Origin of the sequence: Roseomonas chloroacetimidivorans, from assembly GCF_049629625.1 — a bacterium.
GTDB lineage: Bacteria > Pseudomonadota > Alphaproteobacteria > Acetobacterales > Acetobacteraceae > Roseomonas > Roseomonas chloroacetimidivorans.
The window spans coordinates 43,456-59,588 of record NZ_JBNBZS010000026.1 but is presented as its reverse complement, the minus strand read 5'-3'; the positions used below and the strand labels follow the sequence as shown (position 1 = coordinate 59,588).

The following is a 16,133-nucleotide window of genomic DNA, read 5'->3' as shown; positions in this document are numbered from 1 at the left end:
TCAGCCCGGCGGGTCGCCTTCCCCGACCCGTCCGCCATGGCGGAGCAGCGCCTCCATCAACGCCGTGGCCGCTCCGTGCTGACGGCCCGGTCCGATGACCACGAAGTCCACTTCGGACAGCTCGGGCAGGTGCCGTGACGCGGGCAGGACCGCCAGCCCCGGCGGTACCAGCCGTGCGGCATGCGGGGCAACGCCCAGCCCTGCCTGGGCCGCCGCATAGAGTCCGCTCAGGCTGCCGCTGGTGCAGGCCACGCGCCAGGACCGCCCGGCACGCTCCAGCGCCTCCAGCGCCAGGGCCCGGGTGATGCTGGGGGGTGGAAAAAGCAGAAGCGGCAACGGCGCTCCGGGATCGGGCCGGGTGCCCGGACGCCCGATCCAGACAATCGGCTCCCGCCAGGCCACCTCGCCCCGCCGATCTCCGGCGCGGCGCTTGGCCAGGATTACATCCAGGTCCCCCGCATCGAAGCGTTCATAAAGAAGTCCACTCAGCCCGACAGTCAGCTCCAGATCCACCGAGGGGTGCCGCCGCGTAAACTCGGCCAACACATCCCTAAGCCCGGCGAGAACGAAATCCTCCGACACGCCCAGCCGCACCCGCCCACGCAGCGCCGAGCCGCCAAAGAAGCGGTCGAGCCGGTCATGGGCATCCAGCACCTGCCGGGCGAAGTCGAGGAGCGCATCTCCGTCCGGTGTGGGCGAAACACCGTGCGTATCCCGCGCCAGCACCGTTCGGCCGAGCAGATCCTCGAGCCGTTTCACATGCTGGCTGACGGTTGACTGGCCGAGGCGTTGCGCGGCCAGGGTGAAGCTCCGCGCCTCAGCGACGGCGACGAAGGTTCTCAGCAATTCGGGCTTCAATGGCCGCATCGGAACCTGCCTGCTTATCGCGAAGCACGATGACTGTTATCCAAACTATCCGGATACAGGATTTCCCCCGGGCACCTATCTTGGCGTGACCAGCCCGACAGGACCACCGCCATGAGTTCAGGCGCTCTCCGGGATAAGCTCCGGGTCGATCCTTATCTGCTTCTTCTCGCCGGGACCGTGGCGCTTGCTGCGCTACTGCCGGCGCGTGGTACCGGGGCCGAAGTACTTGACCTTGCTGTCTCTGCGGCCGTCGCGATCCTGTTCTTCCTCTACGGCGCGCGCCTCTCGCCGCAGTCGATCCTGGCAGGAATGGCCCATTGGCGGTTGCAGTCCCTGGTCTTCGCCAGCACCTACCTACTCTTTCCCCTGCTAGGGCTGGGAGCCACCTGGCTGTTGCGTCCTTATCTCGCGCCGGAACTGGCGCTCGGGCTCGTTTTCGTCTGCGCCCTGCCCTCCACCGTCCAGTCCTCTATCGCCTTCACCTCGATGGCCCGCGGCAACGTGCCGGCCGCGCTCTGCGCCGCCTCCATCTCGAACCTTCTGGGTGTCCTGCTGACACCGGCGTTGGTAGCGGCGGCCCTGAACACCCATGGCGCAGGTTTCAGCGCCGGGGCGCTGGAGGATATTGCCCTCCAGCTTCTTCTTCCCTTCATTCTGGGTCAGGCGGTACGTCCCTTTATCGGCAACTGGCTGCTCAAGCATAAGCCCATCACCTCGGTCTTTGACCGGGGATCGATCCTGCTGGTCGTCTATGCCGCCTTCAGCGAGGGCATGGTGGCTGGCATCTGGGGACGGATCAGCCTGGGCAGCCTTGGCCTCGTCCTCATGGCGGACCTCGCTATTCTTGCAGTGGTTCTGCTCGCTACCACCCTGGTCAGCCGCTGGGGCGGCTTCTCCAAAGAGGATGAGATTGCCCTTGTCTTCTGCGGCTCAAAAAAGAGCATGGCCAGCGGTATTCCCATGGCGAACATCCTGTTCCCCGCCAGCGCTGTCGGGCTGATCGTCCTACCGTTGATGCTGTTCCATCAAGCGCAGCTTTTTGCCTGCGCCGCCCTTGCACAGCGCTACGCCCGGCGGAGCAAGACCGAGCCGGTGCCAGCCGTCCTGGTAGCGGCGTCGTAGGACCTGCCCGGGAGGACGGTTCCGTCTTCCCGGGAGTCTCTATTCTCTCTTCTTCGAATTCGAAGCAGGCCGTTAAACCGGCAGGACAAGGCTGCGGGAAATACTTCTCCCGGCCTTCGTCTATCCCTGAAGGAGCCGCACGATTCCGTCGAGCTGGTCCAGGTCGCGGTAGGCGATCGTCACCTTCCCCGACTTCCCCCGGTGCTCAATCGATACACGCAGCCCCAGCCGCTCCGACAGTTCCCGCTCCAGCGCCCGCGTTTCCGCGTCCTGCTGCCGCCGCGCGGTTTTGGGCCGCTCGGCCGCCGCGGCAAGCGCCTCGGTCTGCCGCACATTCAGCCCGCGCGTGACCACCAGTTCCGCAAGGCGGACAGGATCGGGTGCGGTCAGTAGTGCTCGCGCATGGCCGGCCGTCAGACTACCCCGCCCGAGCATCTGCCGCACGCCGGGCGGCAGGCCCAGCAGGCGCATTGTATTGGCCACATGGCTACGGCTCTTGCCCACGGCATTGCCCAACGCCTCGGGCTTCAGTCCGAACTCCTCGGTCAGGCGGCGGTAACCCTCCGCCTCCTCCAGCGCGTTCAAATCCTCGCGCTGCAGGTTCTCGACCAGCCCAGCCGCCATGGCCGCCCGGTCGTCCATGTCGCGCACCACCACCGGCACGTCGTGCAGCCTCGCTGCCTGGGCCGCACGCCAGCGGCGCTCGCCGCCGATGATCTGGTACATGCTGGGCATGCCCGGCTTTGGCCGTACCAGGATCGGCTGCAACACCCCGTGTTCGCGCACCGAGGCCGTCAGCTCCGCCAGTGCCTCCTCATCCATCGGGCCGCGCGGCTGGAAGGGCCCGGGCTCTAGCGCCTCCACCGGAAGGCTCTGCGGTGTGCTGGCTACCGTGGCAGGCCCCTGGTCATCCCCCAGCAGTGCGGAGAGACCCATGCCAAGGCGTGCAGGCTTCCTCATGCCGCACCTTCCTTCTCAGCCTTGCTTCGCGCGCGGTCACGCTTCAGCAGTTCCGCCGCGAGCTGGATATAGGCCTGAGAACCGGCCGAGCGCACATCGTAGAGCAGCACGGGCAGACCATGCGACGGCGCCTCGGAGACGCGGATGTTGCGAGGGATCACCGTGTCGTACACCCGGTCCTTGAAGAAGCTCCGCACATCGCGCGCGACCAGCTCCGAGAGGTTGTTGCGGCGATCGAACATGGTCAGGACAATCCCGTCCAGCGCCAGACCGGGATTCAGCCGTTTCACCCGTTCCACTGTCCGCGCCATCTGCGAGATACCCTCGAGCGCAAAGAATTCCGTCTGCAAGGGCACCAGAACCGACTGGGACGCGACCAGCGCGTTCAGTGTCAGCAGCCCCAGCGAGGGTGGGCAGTCGATCATCAGGTAGTCGTAGCGTGCCAGCGTCGCCGCGCCGCGGTCCAGTGCCCCGGCGAGCCGGCGCTCACGATCCTCCATCCCGACCATTTCGATCTCGGCACCCGCGAGGTCGTTATCGGCAGGCAGTAGGTCCAGCCCTGGGATCTTGCTCGGGCGAATCAGGTCACTCAGGGGTTTGTCCCCCACGAGCAAGGCATAGGACCCGGCCCCACGCTCGTTCCGTGGCACGCCAAGCCCGGTGGAGGCGTTGCCCTGCGGATCCATGTCCAGCAGCAGCACGCGGCGGGTCGTCGCCAACGCGGTGGCAAGGTTGATGGCGGTGGTGGTCTTTCCCACCCCGCCTTTCTGGTTAGCGAGCGCGATCCGGCGCGGCCCATTGGAGCCGACGGCACGCGCTTGGTTGGGGCGGTCAGGGCCCGACACGTCGTATTCCTGCAATTCGAAGGATGGTGGCGCCCGGCTCTGTACGGCTTTCGAAGCGCTCGATGTCCATTGTCCAGTCCGCGCTCGCTACGGTCAATTCCGCTTCGGCAGTCCGGCCCTTGGGAAACACCGCAACGCCGTCCGGCGCCAGCAGCCGTGCGGCATGGCCTAGCAGCACGGCCAGCGGCGCCAGTGCCCGCGCCGTTACGAGCGCCAGAGGTGGCAGTGTCACGGCCTCAATTCGCGCGGCGTGGACGCGGATATGCGAGAGGCCCAGTTCAGCAGAGGCGGCGACCAGGAAGGCCGCTTTTCTCCGGTCCGATTCCACCAGATGCCAGGGGCGGCCCGTATCGGCGATCGCCAGCACCAGCCCGGGGAAGCCGCCACCCGTCCCGAGATCAGCCGCAGGCCCATCGCCGGGCGGAAGCAGCGGAAGAAGCTGGAGCGAATCCGCGACATGCCGCGCCCGCAGTGTCTCCGCATCCCGCTCCGCCACCAGGTTGATGCGCGCGTTCCACCGTAGGAGCAGCGCCAGGAAGTCGTCCAGGCGCGCTTCTGTTTCACGTGAAATAGCGGAAGACGGGGGCTTCACCCGACCTCCACGCGCGCGGCCGATTGCCCGCGCATCTCCGCCTGAGTGCGCCGCAGATGGCCGGCCAGTGCGACCAGCGCCGCCGGTGTGACGCCGGGAACCCGGCCTGCCGCGCCCAGCGTTGCCGGCCGCGCCGCGGACAGCCGCTGCTGCATTTCCGTAGACAGCCCCGCGATCACGGCAAAGTCGATCTCGTCCGGAATGGGCAGCCGCTCCTCACGCTCGAGCGCTGCGAACTCAGCAGCCTGTCGGGTGAGATAGGGCGCATAGAGCGCTTCCGTTTCCAGTTGCTCCCGCACACCGCGTGGAAGATCGCGCAGCCAGGGAAAGGCCTCCTCCAGCGCTGGCCCCGCCGCTGCGGGCAGCGCCATTACCTCGAGCAACGACCGCGGCACGCCATCCTGGTTCACCGCGATCCCCGCAGAGGCAAGGGCCGCCGGTGTCGCCACAGAAGCACGAGCGCGGGCGAGCGCATCGGCCACCGCCGTCGCAAAGGCCCGGTGCCGCGCGGCCCGCTCAGGACCGACACAACCCCATTCGATGCCTCTCTCAGTCAGCCGCAGCCCGGCATTATCTGCCCGCAGCCGCAGGCGGTGCTCGGCCCGTGCAGTCAGCATCCGGTAGGGCTCTGTCACCCCCTGGGTAACAAGGTCGTCCACCAGCACCCCGGCATAGGCCTCGGTCCGAAGCAACACGCGTGGCTCCTGCCCTCCCCCGGCCCGATGTGCAGCATTCACCCCGGCCAACAATCCTTGGGCCGCTGCTTCCTCATAGCCGGTGGTTCCGTTCACCTGCCCGGCCAGGAACAGCCGCGGCACCGAACGGACCTCCAGCCCTGGCCGCAGCGCCCGCGGGTCCAGGTGGTCGTATTCGATGGCATAGCCGTGCCGGAGGATTCGTGCTCGTGACAGGCCGGGGATGCTGGCCACCACCGCATCCTGAACCTCCCGCGGTAGGCTGGTGGAGATACCGTTCGGATAGACTGTGGGATCGTCCAGCCCCTCCGGCTCCAGGAAGATCTGATGGCGCTCCCTCTCGGCGAAGCGCACCACCTTGTCCTCGATCGAGGGGCAGTAGCGGGGCCCCGCCCCCTGGATCTGCCCGGTATAGATCGGCGCCTGGTCCAGGCTCGCCCGGATGATCGCATGGGTTTCCGGCGTCGTGGCGGTGATCCCGCAGGCGACCTGGGGCGTCGTGATCCGGTCCGTCATCCAGGAGAGCGGCTCAGGCGGGTCGTCCCCGGGCTGTGTTTCCACCACGCTCCAGTCGATCGTCCGCCCATCCAGCCGAGGCGGCGTGCCCGTCTTCAGTCGCCGTACCGGAAGGCCTAGGGAAGCCAGTGTCATGGCCAGCCCAATCGAGGCTGGATCGCCATGCCGTCCGGCGGGCTGGCGCTCCCGCCCCAGATGGATCTCCCCACGCAGGAACGTCCCGGCCGTGATCACCACGGCGCCGCAGGCGATCCGCGCGCCGTCGCCGGTCAGGACAGCATCGATCCCGCCATCCGCCCCACGCTCCAGGCCCTCCACCACCCCTTCCCGGATGGTCAGCCCTGCTGTCGCCTCCAGCAGTGTCCGCGCGGCCTGCCGATAAAGCCCGCGATCCGCCTGGACCCGCGGCCCTCGCACGGCCGGCCCCTTGCTTCTGTTCAGCAGCTTGAAGTGGATTCCCGCCGCATCGGCAGCCCGGCCCATAAGCCCGTCCAGCGCGTCCACCTCACGCACCAGATGCCCCTTGCCCACCCCACCAATAGCCGGGTTGCAGGACATCTCGCCAAGACGGTCCATCCGGTGGGTCAGCAGCAGCGTCCGCGCACCGCAGCGCGCCGCAGCCGCGGCCGCCTCGGCCCCGGCATGTCCACCGCCCACCACCACGACATCGAACGCGCACTCCATGGCGCGCCTATACCGCCGTGGCGCCTCGGGGTCACTTCCCCAAGCAGAACTCCGCGAAGACACGGTCCAGAATTGCCTCTGCCCCGACTCGCCCGGTCAGCCGCCCCAAGGCTCGCAGCGCCTCTCGCAGGGCATCGGCCCGCAGCTCCGGCAGGGTGGCCCGTTCCGCCTCCTCCAGCCAGCCAAGCGTGTCCCGCAGGGCCGCCCGGTGCCGCGGCCGGGTCAGCAGCGCGGTTTGCGCGGTGGGGACGAGCCGCCGTGCCTCCTCCTCCAGCCGCGCCCGCAGCGCAGCCAGCCCCACACCGGTCCGCGCGGAAATCGGCAGCGCGCCATCCGGCATGCCTGGTCCCGCAGGCTCCCCCAGATCAGCCTTGCCGGCGACCAGGACACAGGGCCGCCGTCTGATCAAATCCAGCGTTGCAGGATCGGGTGCCAGATCCGGAGCCAGCACGGCAATCACGATGTCCGCTGCCTCACCGCGCTTCAGGGCGCGCCTCACCCCCTCGGCCTCGATCTCATCCCCGGCTTCCCGGAGCCCCGCCGTATCCGCCAGCGTGGCTGGCAGTCCGGCGAGCACCATCCGGGCCTCCACGATGTCGCGCGTCGTCCCGGCCCGTGCGGAGACGATCGCGGCCTCCCGCCCGACCAGGGCATTCAGCAGCGATGACTTCCCGGCATTCGGCGGACCGAGGATGGCGATGTCCAGCCCGGCACGCACCCGCTCGCCACCGGCGTCCTCGGTCAGGCGTGCCTCGATCTCCCGGGCCAGTACAACCACGCTATCCCGGACCTGCCGTTCCAGCGTCTGGGGCAGACCCTCACCCTCGAAATCGATCAGGGCTTCCTGGCGGGCCAGCAGGGCGGTCAGCCGCTCCGCCCAGCCATCGCAGAGCGAGGCCAGACCACCACCCGCGAGGCGCAGCGCCTGCGACGCCTGCGCGGCCGTTTCTGCCTCAATGAGATCGATCACGCCTTCGGCGGCCGTCAAGTCCATCCGGCCGTTCAGAACGGCGCGGCGGGTGAACTCGCCCGGTTCCGCCGGCCTTGCCCCCGCAGCCACAAGCGCCGCGCCCACCCCGGCGATCACGGCACCCCCGCCATGGAGGTGTAATTCCGCCGAATCCTCTCCTGTGTAAGACCGCGGCCCTGGCATCCAGAGCACCAGCGCCTCGTCCAGCACCGTGCCTGCCATATCCCGCAGCCGCCGCACCGAGGCACGCCGTGACGGCGGCAGGCGGCCGCAGAGCGTGGCCAGAATCCTCCCGCTCTCCGGCCCTGACAGCCGCATCACGGCGATCGCTGCCCGCCCCGGCGCCGTCGCCAGCGCGAAGATCGTGTCCATGGAGAAGAGTTAGGGCGTGTATCAGGCCTGGGAAGGCGTCTTGGGTGCCACGTGCAGCTCCGTCAGCATCAACCGCCGAACCCGGCCCTTGTCGCGCACATGCACGGTCAGGATCTCGTCCAGATCCTCGCGCGTGTCGTAGCGGTACCAGACCCCCTCGGGGTAGATGACCATCACTGGCCCGAATTCGCAGCGGTCCAGGCAGCCGGAGGTGTTCACCCGGACATACCGCAGTCCCAGCTCCTTAGCCCGGGCTTTCAGATAATCCCGCAGGGGCTCGCTTCCGCGGCCGGCACAGGATCCCCGACGGTGTCCATTCGGCCGCCGGTTCGTGCACACGAAGAGATGCACGTCGAACCAGAGCGGCGGATCGGGTTGCGTTTCACGTGAAACAGACAGTGGTACTTGCTTGGACAAGGCTCGGAATCCCGGAGAAGGAGGACGAAGGCGGCCCGGTATCCGGCGAGTGTAGAGCCAGTGCCCGCCCAGATCGAGGGAGGATCATTCGTCTACGAACGTACTGCGTTAAACCCGGTGCTTGACGTGAGGCCCGGCTGGACGGACGAATGCCTCCGGCCAGACCCATGCCCCAGATCTTCCTTCACACGCCGCTCGGCCCCATCACCCTGTCCGAGGAGGACGGTGCCATCGTGGCCCTTGATTGGGGCCAGGGGCGCGACCGCGAGGAGACGCCCCTGCTGCGGCGCGCAGCCGACCAGCTGCAGGACTACATGGACGGCTTACGTACCAGCTTCGACCTGCCTCTGAAGCCGATGGGCAGTTCCTTCCGCCAGCGCGTCTGGCAAGCATTGCAGGCGATTCCCCATGGCGAGACCTGCACCTATGCCGAGCTTGCCCGGCAGCTCGGCACCGCCTCACGCGCGATCGGTGGTGCCAACGGCGCCAATCCGATTCCTATCATTATCCCCTGTCATCGCGTGATCGGCGCCGGCGGCACGATCGGCGGTTATTCTGGGGAGGGCGGCATCGCGACCAAGCGCTGGCTCCTCGCCCTGGAACGCCGCACCCGCCGCCCCGATCCTGCCAGCCCCGACCTGCTGGACGACCCTGTTATCCCCCCGCCCATGCCGCGCGCGCCCACGCGCCCGGATCCGAGCTAGGAAGCGGCCATGAACCACGCCATCCGCCTGCACGAGCCTGGCGGCCCGGAGAAGCTGGTCTGGGAGGAGGTTCCCCTTCCCAGTCCCAAGCCCGGTGAAGCCCTGGTCCGGCACGACGCCGTAGGCCTGAACTTCATCGACATCTACTTCCGAACGGGCCTCTACAAGGTGCCCTCCCTCCCCGCCGTTATTGGCATGGAAGCGGCCGGTGTGGTCGAGGCGGTTGGCGAGGGCGTCGAGGATCTCAAACCCGGCGACCGGGTCGCCTACGCTATGGGTCCGATCGGCGCCTATTCCCAGGCCCGCACCATCCGGGCCGACATCCTGGTGAAACTGCCTGACGACATTCCGTCCCAGACCGCAGCCGCGATGATGCTGCAGGGCCTCACCGCCCAGTATCTGCTCCGCCGGACCTACAAGGTTCAGGCTGGCGAGACGATCCTTATCCATGCGGCAGCTGGCGGCGTGGGACTCATCCTGAGCCAATGGGCCAAGGCGCTCGGGGCCACTGTCATCGGCACCGTCGGCACTGAGGCGAAGGCCGACATTGCCCGCGCCCATGGCTGCGACCATGTCATCCTCCAGGGCGAGGATCTCGCCGCCCGGGTCAGCGAAATCACCCGTGGCGCCCGCCTGCCCGTCGTTTATGACAGCATCGGCCGCGACACCTTCGCCGCCTCGCTCGACTGCCTGGCTCCCTTTGGCCTTCTCGTCTCATTCGGCAATGCCTCAGGCCCGGTCACAGGCGTGGATCTCGGCGTTCTTGCCGCTAAGGGCAGCCTCTTCGTCACCCGCCCGACCCTTGCCACCCACACCGCGAAGCGCGCCGATCTGCTCGCGATGTCAGAGGATCTTTTCGCGGTGGTCCGCAGCGGCGAGGTGAAGATCGAGGTCAACCAGACCTACCCTCTCCGCGAAGCCTCCGCAGCGCATCGGGACCTTGAGGCCAGAAGAACCACGGGAAGCTCCATATTGCTGCCCTGATTTTTCGTCCCAGGCGAGAGCTGCAAAGGCCGAAATCTTGCCGTGGGCGGGTCTTATGACTGCATCGGTCACCAACACGGGCAGCCCGGTGATGCTCCGCGCCTAATCCCGAAGGAAGTATCGGTATCGGTAGCGCTCAACGAAGCCGGCCGCCTCATAGATCCGCCGCGCCCCGGCATTGCCGGGCGCCACCTGAAGCCAGCACAGCCCCGCGCCCCGTGCGGCTCCCCAGCCAGCCAGGGCCGCCAATAGGCGCCGCCCCAGCCCGCGCCGCCGGAATTCGGGGCGCACGGCCAAGTCGAAAAGCCCGCAAAGCCCGCCATCTGCGACGGCATGGCCGCATGCGGCGGCCATCCCCCCGTCCCGTATCACGAGCCAGGTCGCCGGGCGCGCGAATAGCGGCACGGCACCAGCCTTCTCCGCACGGCGTGCCATGCCCTGATATTCGGCCGTCGCCAGAACTGAGAGCCATTCCTCATCCGGCCCATCGCACCAATGGACCGCCGCATCTGCCATTGGCAGCACCGAAGCGGTCATCACCAATGCGCCCTCGGCTTCCCGGTAGCCACGCGCCTCCAGCAGCGGCACCAGCCCCGGTGGGTCCAGCGGTGTGGAGCGGAACCGGCAAGGAAGGCCCAACCGGGTGTAATGCTCCTCGACCCGCTTCACCCGCGCCAACAGTTCCTGATCGGGTGCCGGGTCCAGCGAGCAGGCCGCATTCGCTCGCCCTGTGCCATTGAGGAAGGCCCGCACCACAAAGGGGCCATCCCAGGCCACGCGCGGCGCAGGAACGGCGTTCAGTGCTGCCCGTTCCAGCAGGGCGATATCCGGAAGCGCACTCATCCGGCCTGCTGCTCCGGTCCCGTCCCCGTACCGCATCCTGCACACCCCACTGGCTTGCGACCGGGCCATCGTCTGCCGTCGCGATCGCCTGGATTTACCCGGGTCTGCCCATGCTTGGCAGATCCGGCGGGCAGGTTCCGCGGGCTCCGATAGGTAACCCCGAAACATGGAAACGGCTGCGGGAAAGCCCGTAAGGGTGCTGCGGACCTTTCCGCGACGCAATGTCCTACGCAACCGGCGTCAGAAGGCCGCGTTGGTTGCCCGCAGACCTTGCGGTTTAGGAGATACACGAATGAAGAAGACCAGTCTCGCTCTCGCCCTTGCTCTCGCGGTTGGCCCGCTTGCCGGCTCCGCCCTGGCCCAGTCTCCCGGTGCGCCTGGCACGGTTACCACTGCGCCCACGACGCAGCACCCCAGCGGCATGACCCGCGACCAGGGTGCTGGTTCCCCGGGCGCATCGGCCGTGCCTGCCGCCCCAATGGGGACGGCTGGCGGTCCTCCTAGCCCGCAGGCTGGCTCTCCCGGCGTTCAGAACCCGTCTGGCCAGGGCGGTTCGGGTGGTGGTTCTGGCGGTGGTTCTGGCGGCTGAGCTCGAGCAAGCCGCATGAAATAAGGGCCTGCCCCGAATGCGGGGCAGGCCCTTTCTGTATACGAGAGCCGGTGCAGGTCTAAGGCGAACCTCTGCCCGCAACAGCCATCCCTTTCAGGTGTTCATCGCGTCGAAGAAATCCTGGTTCGTCTTGCTGTACTTCAGCTTGTCGAGCAGGAACTCCATCGCATCCTGCGTGCCCATTGGATTTAGGATGCGCCGCAGCACCCACATTTTCGACAGCTCCGCGCGGTCCACCAGCACTTCTTCCTTGCGGGTGCCGGACTTGGTGATGTCGATCGCCGGGAAGACGCGCTTGTCCGAAAGCTTGCGGTCCAGGATGAGCTCCGAATTACCGGTGCCCTTGAACTCTTCGAAGATCACCTCGTCCATGCGGCTGCCGGTGTCGATCAGCGCCGTCGCGATGATGGTCAGCGAGCCGCCTTCCTCGATGTTGCGCGCCGCGCCGAAGAAGCGCTTCGGGCGCTGCAGCGCATTGGCATCCACACCACCCGTCAGCACCTTGCCCGAGGAGGGCACGACGGAGTTGTAGGCACGGCCCAGGCGCGTGATGGAGTCCAGCAGGATCACCACATCCCGCTTATGCTCGACCAGGCGCTTCGCCTTCTCCAGCACCATTTCCGTCACCTGCACGTGGCGGGTGGCCGGCTCATCAAAGGTGGAGGCGACCACCTCGCCGCGCACTGTGCGCGCCATATCCGTCACTTCCTCCGGCCGCTCGTCGATCAGCAGCACCATGAGGAAAACGTCGGGGTGGTTGGCGGAAATGGACTTGGCGATGTTCTGCAGCATCACCGTCTTGCCGGTACGCGGAGGCGCCACGATCAGGGCGCGCTGCCCCATGCCGATCGGCGCCACCAGATCGATCACCCGGTGCGTGTAGTCCTTGGTCGGCCCCTTCCCGACACTCTCGACTTCCGGGTTCTCCATCCGCAAGCGGCGGGTCGGATAGAGCGGCGTCAGATTGTCGAAGTTCACCCGGTGCCGAACCGCCTCGGGCGGCTCGAAATTCACCGTGTTAACCTTCAGCAGCGCGAAGTAGCGCTCGCCATCCTTCGGCGCCCGGATCTGGCCCTCGACCGTGTCGCCGGTCCGCAGGGCGAAGCGGCGGACCTGCGCCGGCGAGACATAGATATCGTCCGGCCCCGGCAGGAAGTTCGATTGCGGGTTCCGTAGATACCCGAAGCCATCGGAAAGGATTTCCAGCGTGCCATCCCCGTAGATCGCCTGGTCGTTCTCGGCGAGCTGCTTGAGGATGGCGAACATCGTATCTTGTTTACGGAGCGAGGAGGCGTTCTCGACGCCCACCTGCTCCGCAAAGGCGAGCAGTTCGCCCGGGCTCTTAACCTTCAGTTCGGAAAGGTGCATTCGGAATGGTCTCGATCGGCGGGGCCGAAGGGGAAGGGTGCGCGGAACCTGGATCGAAGCCGTTAAGGCTCCTCCGCCGGGGAGGCGGGATTCCGATGGCGATGCACGGGGGGTGGCGGCCGGCGGGAATCCGCGGCCCTGCACCGGCGCCGACCCTAAAAGGCTGATCAGCCGTACGTCAAGCGGGTAGTTGGGAAAAATTCTCGCAAAATCAAGGTAGCTGTGAAGGGCATCATTTCCGGCCGGACCGTCTATCGGGGCACCGGCTTCGCGAGCCGGGCCGGCAGGCCCGGCACCGGCGCAGGAAAGGCAAACAGCGCGCCCTCATCCGGATGCCGCAGCCGCTCCTCAGGGGGGAGCGGGTTGTTTGCCGAGGTGACAAACACCGTGCCAAGATCCGCGCCGCCAAAGGCCGGCATGGTTGGATAGCGAGCCGGCACGGGAACCCGGCGCTCCAGCCGCCCCGCCGGATCAAAGCGCAGCAGGCAGCCCCCACCGAACACCGCGCACCAATAGAAGCCATCCCGGTCCACCGCCGCGCCGTCCGGCCCGTCCCCTTCCTCCACACGCGCGAAGACCCGCTTGCCCCCGACCGCCCCGCTCGGCGGGTCGTAGTTATAGGCCCAGATCAGGCGCTGCTTCGTGTCCGCGTGGTACATGGTCCGGCCATCCGGGCTCCAGGCCAGGCCGTTGCTGACCGACACAGGATCGGTCAGCCCCTCCCAGCCCCCTGCCCCATCATACCGCCACAGGGGCGCGGCGTGCGGCGCATCGGCCTGCCGTTCCCCCGGTGCGAGCGGCTCATACATCGCGCCCACCAGGAAGCGTCCCGCCGGGTCGCAGGTGCCATCGTTAAGGAAGAAGCGGCGCGGATCGCAGGGCGAGGGTGCGAGAAAATCCAGCGCGCCGGTCGCCAGCTCGAAGCGGTACAGCCCGGTGCGCAGCGCGACCAGCGCGCCGCCTTCGGTCAGCCCATAGGCCCCGATCCAGGCCGGCATCGCCCAGCACTCATCCTGGCCCGTAGCTGGATCGAACAGATGCAGGGTGGCGGCGCGGACATCGATCCAGAACAGCCGGCCGCGCTCGGAACACCAGCTTGGTCCCTCACCATTCAAGGCACCGGCCGTCAGGACGCGCGTGACCTCGACCATGGCTCGACATCTCCCCGGAAGGCGCCGGGATAGCGTGAGCCGCCGGAGCAGGTTGCCACGAGATAAACCGGAAGGGCGAATTCCCCGGGCATTTCCCTCAGAAGGGCCGGACGATCACCATCACCACGATCAGCACCAGCAGGACCGTCGGCACCTCATTCGCCGCCCGCCAGTACCGCTCGCTCTTTGGCCGCTCATCCGCCTCGAACCGCTTCCGGGCGGCGGACAGGTGCCCGTGCATCGCGCTCATCCCCAGGAATCCCGCCATCTTCCCGTACCACCAGCCCGCGCCCCAATCGACGACGCCCGGTGTCAGCACCAGGGTAATCCCGAACAGCCAGGCCGCGCCCATGGCGGGGTTGATGATGGCCCGCAGCAAGCGCCGCTCCATCACCTTGAACATCTCGGAAGGCTCGCTCCCCACCGGCACGGTGGAGTGATAGACGAACAGCCGAGGCAGGTAGAACATGCCGGCCATCCAGGCGAAGACCGAGATCAGGTGCAGCGCCTTGGTCCAGGGATAGAGATTCGCCAGCCAGGGAATCGTCACGGGATCAGGTTCCGCACGGGGGCGATCCCCAGCAGCCTCGGCAGGGCCGAATGGTCGGCGAAGGTCTCCGCCGCTCCCGCCTCCAGCAGGTCCAGCGCCGGCGTCTCATGCGCAAAGCCCAGCACGCGGCAGCCGGCGGCCACCCCGGCCCGCGCCCCCGCCACGCTGTCCTCGATCACCACGCAGTCCCTCGGATCAGCCCCGCAGAGCTTCGCGGCAGCGATGTAGAGGTCCGGATAGGGCTTTGGCCGCGCCACATCCTCAAAGCTCAGCAACCGGCCCTGGAAGTGGTGAAAGAAGGGCAGGATTCCCGCCTTGGTCCGCAGCTCGTCACGGCCGGAGTTAGAGGCGACCGCCATCGGGATGCCTGCCGCGGCTACCGCCTCGACGGCGCCCTGCGCACCGGGAATAGCGTCCAGGATCCCGGCCCGGTACTTGCCCACGATCCGCGCCACGATCTGCCGGGACCAGTCCGGCGGCAATGGACGCCCGAGCTGCCGCTCCACGGCCGCCATGATGTCGGGCAGCGCCGTGCCCATGAAGGTCTCCTTGGCCGCCTCCATGGTCATCGGCCAACCCCGCTCGGTCAGGTCCTCGGCAATGGAGCCATTCGCCACCGCCTCGCTATCGGCCAGGACCCCGTCGCAGTCGAACAGCACCGCCGCCGGGCGCATCACGCCGCCACCCGCATCGGCTGCGCCGCCCCATGCGGGCAGCCGGAATGCGCCTTCGGGCATTGCCGCCCCCCCGCGAAGGAACAGAGCTTACCCCCTGCCGCGTCACGAGACCCGCGCGTCTCCCCGCGCACCCGTTGCACCAGCGTCGCCAAAGCCCGGATAAAGGCCGGGTCGCTGTTCTGCGCCGGCACCCGGAAATAGCCGGGCACGCCCTTCTGGTGCGCCAGCTCGCGATACTCCACGTCCAGCTCCACCAGCGTCTCCGAATGTTCTGACACAAAGGCGATCGGGCAGACCAGAAGCGCTACACCCTCGGTGCCCGCGCGGGCGATCTCCTCCTCCGCGCTCGGCCCTAACCATTTCTGCGGCGTCACGCGGGACTGGTAGCACAGTGCGTGGTCAAGCCCCGGCAGGTCCAGCGCCTCCACCACGGCGGCGACGCTCCGCTCCACCTGCCATTGATAGGGATCGCCGGCCTTCACGATCTTCTCTGGAAGCCCATGCGCGCTGAACAGCAGCCGCAGCCTGGTTCCTTCCGGCACCTTGGCCCGCGCCTCGTCCCAGGCCCGCCGGACGATGGCGGCTGTGGCCTCCGCGAAGCCCTCATCGGAATGCCAGCAGCACAGAGTGGTCGTCGGCGCTGCCAGCCCTGCCTTCGCCGCCGCGGTATGCCACGCCCCCAGGCTGCTTCCCGTCGTCGTCGTGCTGAATTGCGGATAGAGCGGCAGCAGCAGGACCTCGTCCGGTCCCCAGGCCTTCACCTCGCCAGCCGCCGCCTCGGTGAAGGGATGCCAGTAGCGCATTGCCACGAAGCAGCGCGCCTCCACCCCCTCACCGGTCAGCACGCCCTCCAGCGCCCGCCCTTGCTCCTCTGTCAGCTCGCGCAGCGGCGACTTGCCGCCGAGGATGGCGTAGTTCTCGCTCGCCGCCTTCGTCCGCCGGGCCGCGATCAGCCGCCCCAAGGGCTGCCGGATGAAGGCCGGGAAGCGCAGGATCGCCGGATCGGTGAAGAGGTTCACCAGGAAGGGCCGCACCGCCTCCGGCCTGTCCGGCCCGCCCAGGTTGAACAGCACCACCGCCAGCTTCCGCCGGTCCTTCGGCCTGTCAGGGGAAGCAAGCCCGGCCGGATTGGCAGGCGTATCGGCGGTCATGGTCATGTGCACGCCAGATGCCACCGCCCGGGCGGGGGTCAAGGGCTCATCGCGT

16 protein-coding genes are annotated in these 16,133 nt (G+C 67.8%); 3 read left to right on the top strand and 13 right to left on the bottom strand.

Annotation, left to right across the window (positions count from 1 at the left end):
• On the bottom strand, positions 1-867 hold the full coding sequence (locus ACO1BU_RS19625) for a LysR family transcriptional regulator (protein WP_424137651.1): 867 nt from the start codon (positions 865-867) through the stop codon (positions 1-3).
• 111 nt (positions 868-978) lie between these two features.
• Here ACO1BU_RS19625 and ACO1BU_RS19620 point away from each other — a divergent pair, with 111 nt between their 5' ends.
• A complete protein-coding gene (locus tag ACO1BU_RS19620) occupies positions 979-1,989 on the top strand; it encodes a bile acid:sodium symporter family protein (protein ID WP_424137650.1) in 1,011 nt (336 codons plus the stop codon).
• A 120-nt stretch (positions 1,990-2,109) separates the two neighbouring features.
• Here the strand turns inward: ACO1BU_RS19620 and ACO1BU_RS19615 are convergent, their stop codons facing one another.
• Genes ACO1BU_RS19615 through ACO1BU_RS19590 form a run of 6 tightly spaced genes read right to left on the bottom strand, consistent with a single transcriptional unit; the run spans position 2,110 to position 7,797 of the window.
• Positions 2,110-2,949: a ParB/RepB/Spo0J family partition protein gene (locus ACO1BU_RS19615; RefSeq protein WP_424137649.1), complete on the bottom strand. Its 840-nt coding sequence runs from the start codon at positions 2,947-2,949 to the stop codon at positions 2,110-2,112.
• Positions 2,946-3,794: a ParA family protein gene (locus ACO1BU_RS19610; protein WP_424137648.1), complete on the bottom strand. Its 849-nt coding sequence runs from the start codon at positions 3,792-3,794 to the stop codon at positions 2,946-2,948. Before ACO1BU_RS19610 ends, ACO1BU_RS19615 begins: the two co-directional genes overlap by 4 nt.
• On the bottom strand, positions 3,781-4,386 hold the full coding sequence (rsmG, locus tag ACO1BU_RS19605; RefSeq protein ID WP_424137647.1) for a 16S rRNA (guanine(527)-N(7))-methyltransferase RsmG: 606 nt from the start codon (positions 4,384-4,386) through the stop codon (positions 3,781-3,783). The genes ACO1BU_RS19610 and rsmG overlap by 14 nt, the downstream gene beginning before the upstream one ends.
• A complete protein-coding gene (mnmG, locus tag ACO1BU_RS19600) occupies positions 4,383-6,281 on the bottom strand; it encodes a tRNA uridine-5-carboxymethylaminomethyl(34) synthesis enzyme MnmG (protein ID WP_424137646.1) in 1,899 nt (632 codons plus the stop codon). Before mnmG ends, rsmG begins: the two co-directional genes overlap by 4 nt.
• Positions 6,282-6,312: 31 nt before the next feature.
• Entirely contained in the window at positions 6,313-7,623 is a 1,311-nt protein-coding gene (gene mnmE, locus ACO1BU_RS19595; RefSeq protein ID WP_424137645.1) for a tRNA uridine-5-carboxymethylaminomethyl(34) synthesis GTPase MnmE, read from the bottom strand.
• Between the two features lie 21 nt (positions 7,624-7,644).
• Positions 7,645-7,797 (bottom strand): hypothetical protein, encoded by a 153-nt coding sequence (locus tag ACO1BU_RS19590; RefSeq protein WP_424137644.1) that lies wholly within the window; start codon positions 7,795-7,797, stop codon positions 7,645-7,647.
• A gap of 410 nt (positions 7,798-8,207) precedes the next feature.
• Between ACO1BU_RS19590 and ACO1BU_RS19585 the strand changes: the two genes are divergently transcribed.
• Together ACO1BU_RS19585 and ACO1BU_RS19580 are read left to right on the top strand one after the other, a co-directional pair.
• Positions 8,208-8,744 (top strand): methylated-DNA--[protein]-cysteine S-methyltransferase, encoded by a 537-nt coding sequence (locus ACO1BU_RS19585; protein ID WP_424137643.1) that lies wholly within the window; start codon positions 8,208-8,210, stop codon positions 8,742-8,744.
• A gap of 9 nt (positions 8,745-8,753) precedes the next feature.
• The gene (locus tag ACO1BU_RS19580; protein ID WP_424137642.1) at positions 8,754-9,728 is read left to right on the top strand and encodes a quinone oxidoreductase family protein; all 975 of its coding nucleotides are present in this window, start codon (positions 8,754-8,756) and stop codon (positions 9,726-9,728) included.
• A 102-nt stretch (positions 9,729-9,830) separates the two neighbouring features.
• On the opposite strand, the gene ACO1BU_RS19575 is transcribed toward ACO1BU_RS19580, so the two are convergent.
• The 6 genes from ACO1BU_RS19575 to hemH form a co-directional block, all read right to left on the bottom strand.
• The gene (locus ACO1BU_RS19575; RefSeq protein ID WP_424137641.1) at positions 9,831-10,571 is read right to left on the bottom strand and encodes a GNAT family N-acetyltransferase; all 741 of its coding nucleotides are present in this window, start codon (positions 10,569-10,571) and stop codon (positions 9,831-9,833) included.
• A gap of 703 nt (positions 10,572-11,274) precedes the next feature.
• Positions 11,275-12,549, bottom strand: a complete 1,275-nt coding sequence (rho, locus tag ACO1BU_RS19570) for a transcription termination factor Rho (RefSeq protein WP_424137640.1) — start codon at positions 12,547-12,549, stop codon at positions 11,275-11,277.
• A gap of 251 nt (positions 12,550-12,800) precedes the next feature.
• Positions 12,801-13,700, bottom strand: coding sequence for an SMP-30/gluconolactonase/LRE family protein (locus ACO1BU_RS19565; protein ID WP_424137639.1), 900 nt, complete (start codon positions 13,698-13,700; stop codon positions 12,801-12,803).
• A gap of 97 nt (positions 13,701-13,797) precedes the next feature.
• The gene (gene hemJ / locus ACO1BU_RS19560; protein ID WP_424137638.1) at positions 13,798-14,250 is read right to left on the bottom strand and encodes a protoporphyrinogen oxidase HemJ; all 453 of its coding nucleotides are present in this window, start codon (positions 14,248-14,250) and stop codon (positions 13,798-13,800) included.
• On the bottom strand, positions 14,247-14,987 hold the full coding sequence (locus ACO1BU_RS19555) for an HAD family hydrolase (RefSeq protein ID WP_424137637.1): 741 nt from the start codon (positions 14,985-14,987) through the stop codon (positions 14,247-14,249). The genes hemJ and ACO1BU_RS19555 overlap by 4 nt, the downstream gene beginning before the upstream one ends.
• A complete protein-coding gene (hemH, locus tag ACO1BU_RS19550; protein WP_424137636.1) occupies positions 14,924-16,084 on the bottom strand; it encodes a ferrochelatase in 1,161 nt (386 codons plus the stop codon). The genes ACO1BU_RS19555 and hemH overlap by 64 nt, the downstream gene beginning before the upstream one ends.
• Between the last annotated feature and the right edge of the window lie 49 nt (positions 16,085-16,133).

Coding starts and splice junctions, on each gene's coding strand:
- hemH (WP_424137636.1), bottom strand. CDS start 16,084: ATGACCATGACCGCCGATACGCCTGCCAATCCGGCCGGGCTTGCTTCC.
- ACO1BU_RS19575 (WP_424137641.1), bottom strand. CDS start 10,571: ATGAGTGCGCTTCCGGATATCGCCCTGCTGGAACGGGCAGCACTGAAC.
- mnmE (WP_424137645.1), bottom strand. CDS start 7,623: ATGGACACGATCTTCGCGCTGGCGACGGCGCCGGGGCGGGCAGCGATC.
- ACO1BU_RS19585 (WP_424137643.1), top strand. CDS start 8,208: ATGCCCCAGATCTTCCTTCACACGCCGCTCGGCCCCATCACCCTGTCC.
- mnmG (WP_424137646.1), bottom strand. CDS start 6,281: ATGGAGTGCGCGTTCGATGTCGTGGTGGTGGGCGGTGGACATGCCGGG.
- ACO1BU_RS19580 (WP_424137642.1), top strand. CDS start 8,754: ATGAACCACGCCATCCGCCTGCACGAGCCTGGCGGCCCGGAGAAGCTG.
- ACO1BU_RS19620 (WP_424137650.1), top strand. CDS start 979: ATGAGTTCAGGCGCTCTCCGGGATAAGCTCCGGGTCGATCCTTATCTG.
- ACO1BU_RS19590 (WP_424137644.1), bottom strand. CDS start 7,797: ATGGTCATCTACCCCGAGGGGGTCTGGTACCGCTACGACACGCGCGAG.
- ACO1BU_RS19555 (WP_424137637.1), bottom strand. CDS start 14,987: ATGCCCGAAGGCGCATTCCGGCTGCCCGCATGGGGCGGCGCAGCCGAT.
- rho (WP_424137640.1), bottom strand. CDS start 12,549: ATGCACCTTTCCGAACTGAAGGTTAAGAGCCCGGGCGAACTGCTCGCC.
- ACO1BU_RS19615 (WP_424137649.1), bottom strand. CDS start 2,949: ATGAGGAAGCCTGCACGCCTTGGCATGGGTCTCTCCGCACTGCTGGGG.
- ACO1BU_RS19565 (WP_424137639.1), bottom strand. CDS start 13,700: ATGGTCGAGGTCACGCGCGTCCTGACGGCCGGTGCCTTGAATGGTGAG.
- ACO1BU_RS19625 (WP_424137651.1), bottom strand. CDS start 867: ATGCGGCCATTGAAGCCCGAATTGCTGAGAACCTTCGTCGCCGTCGCT.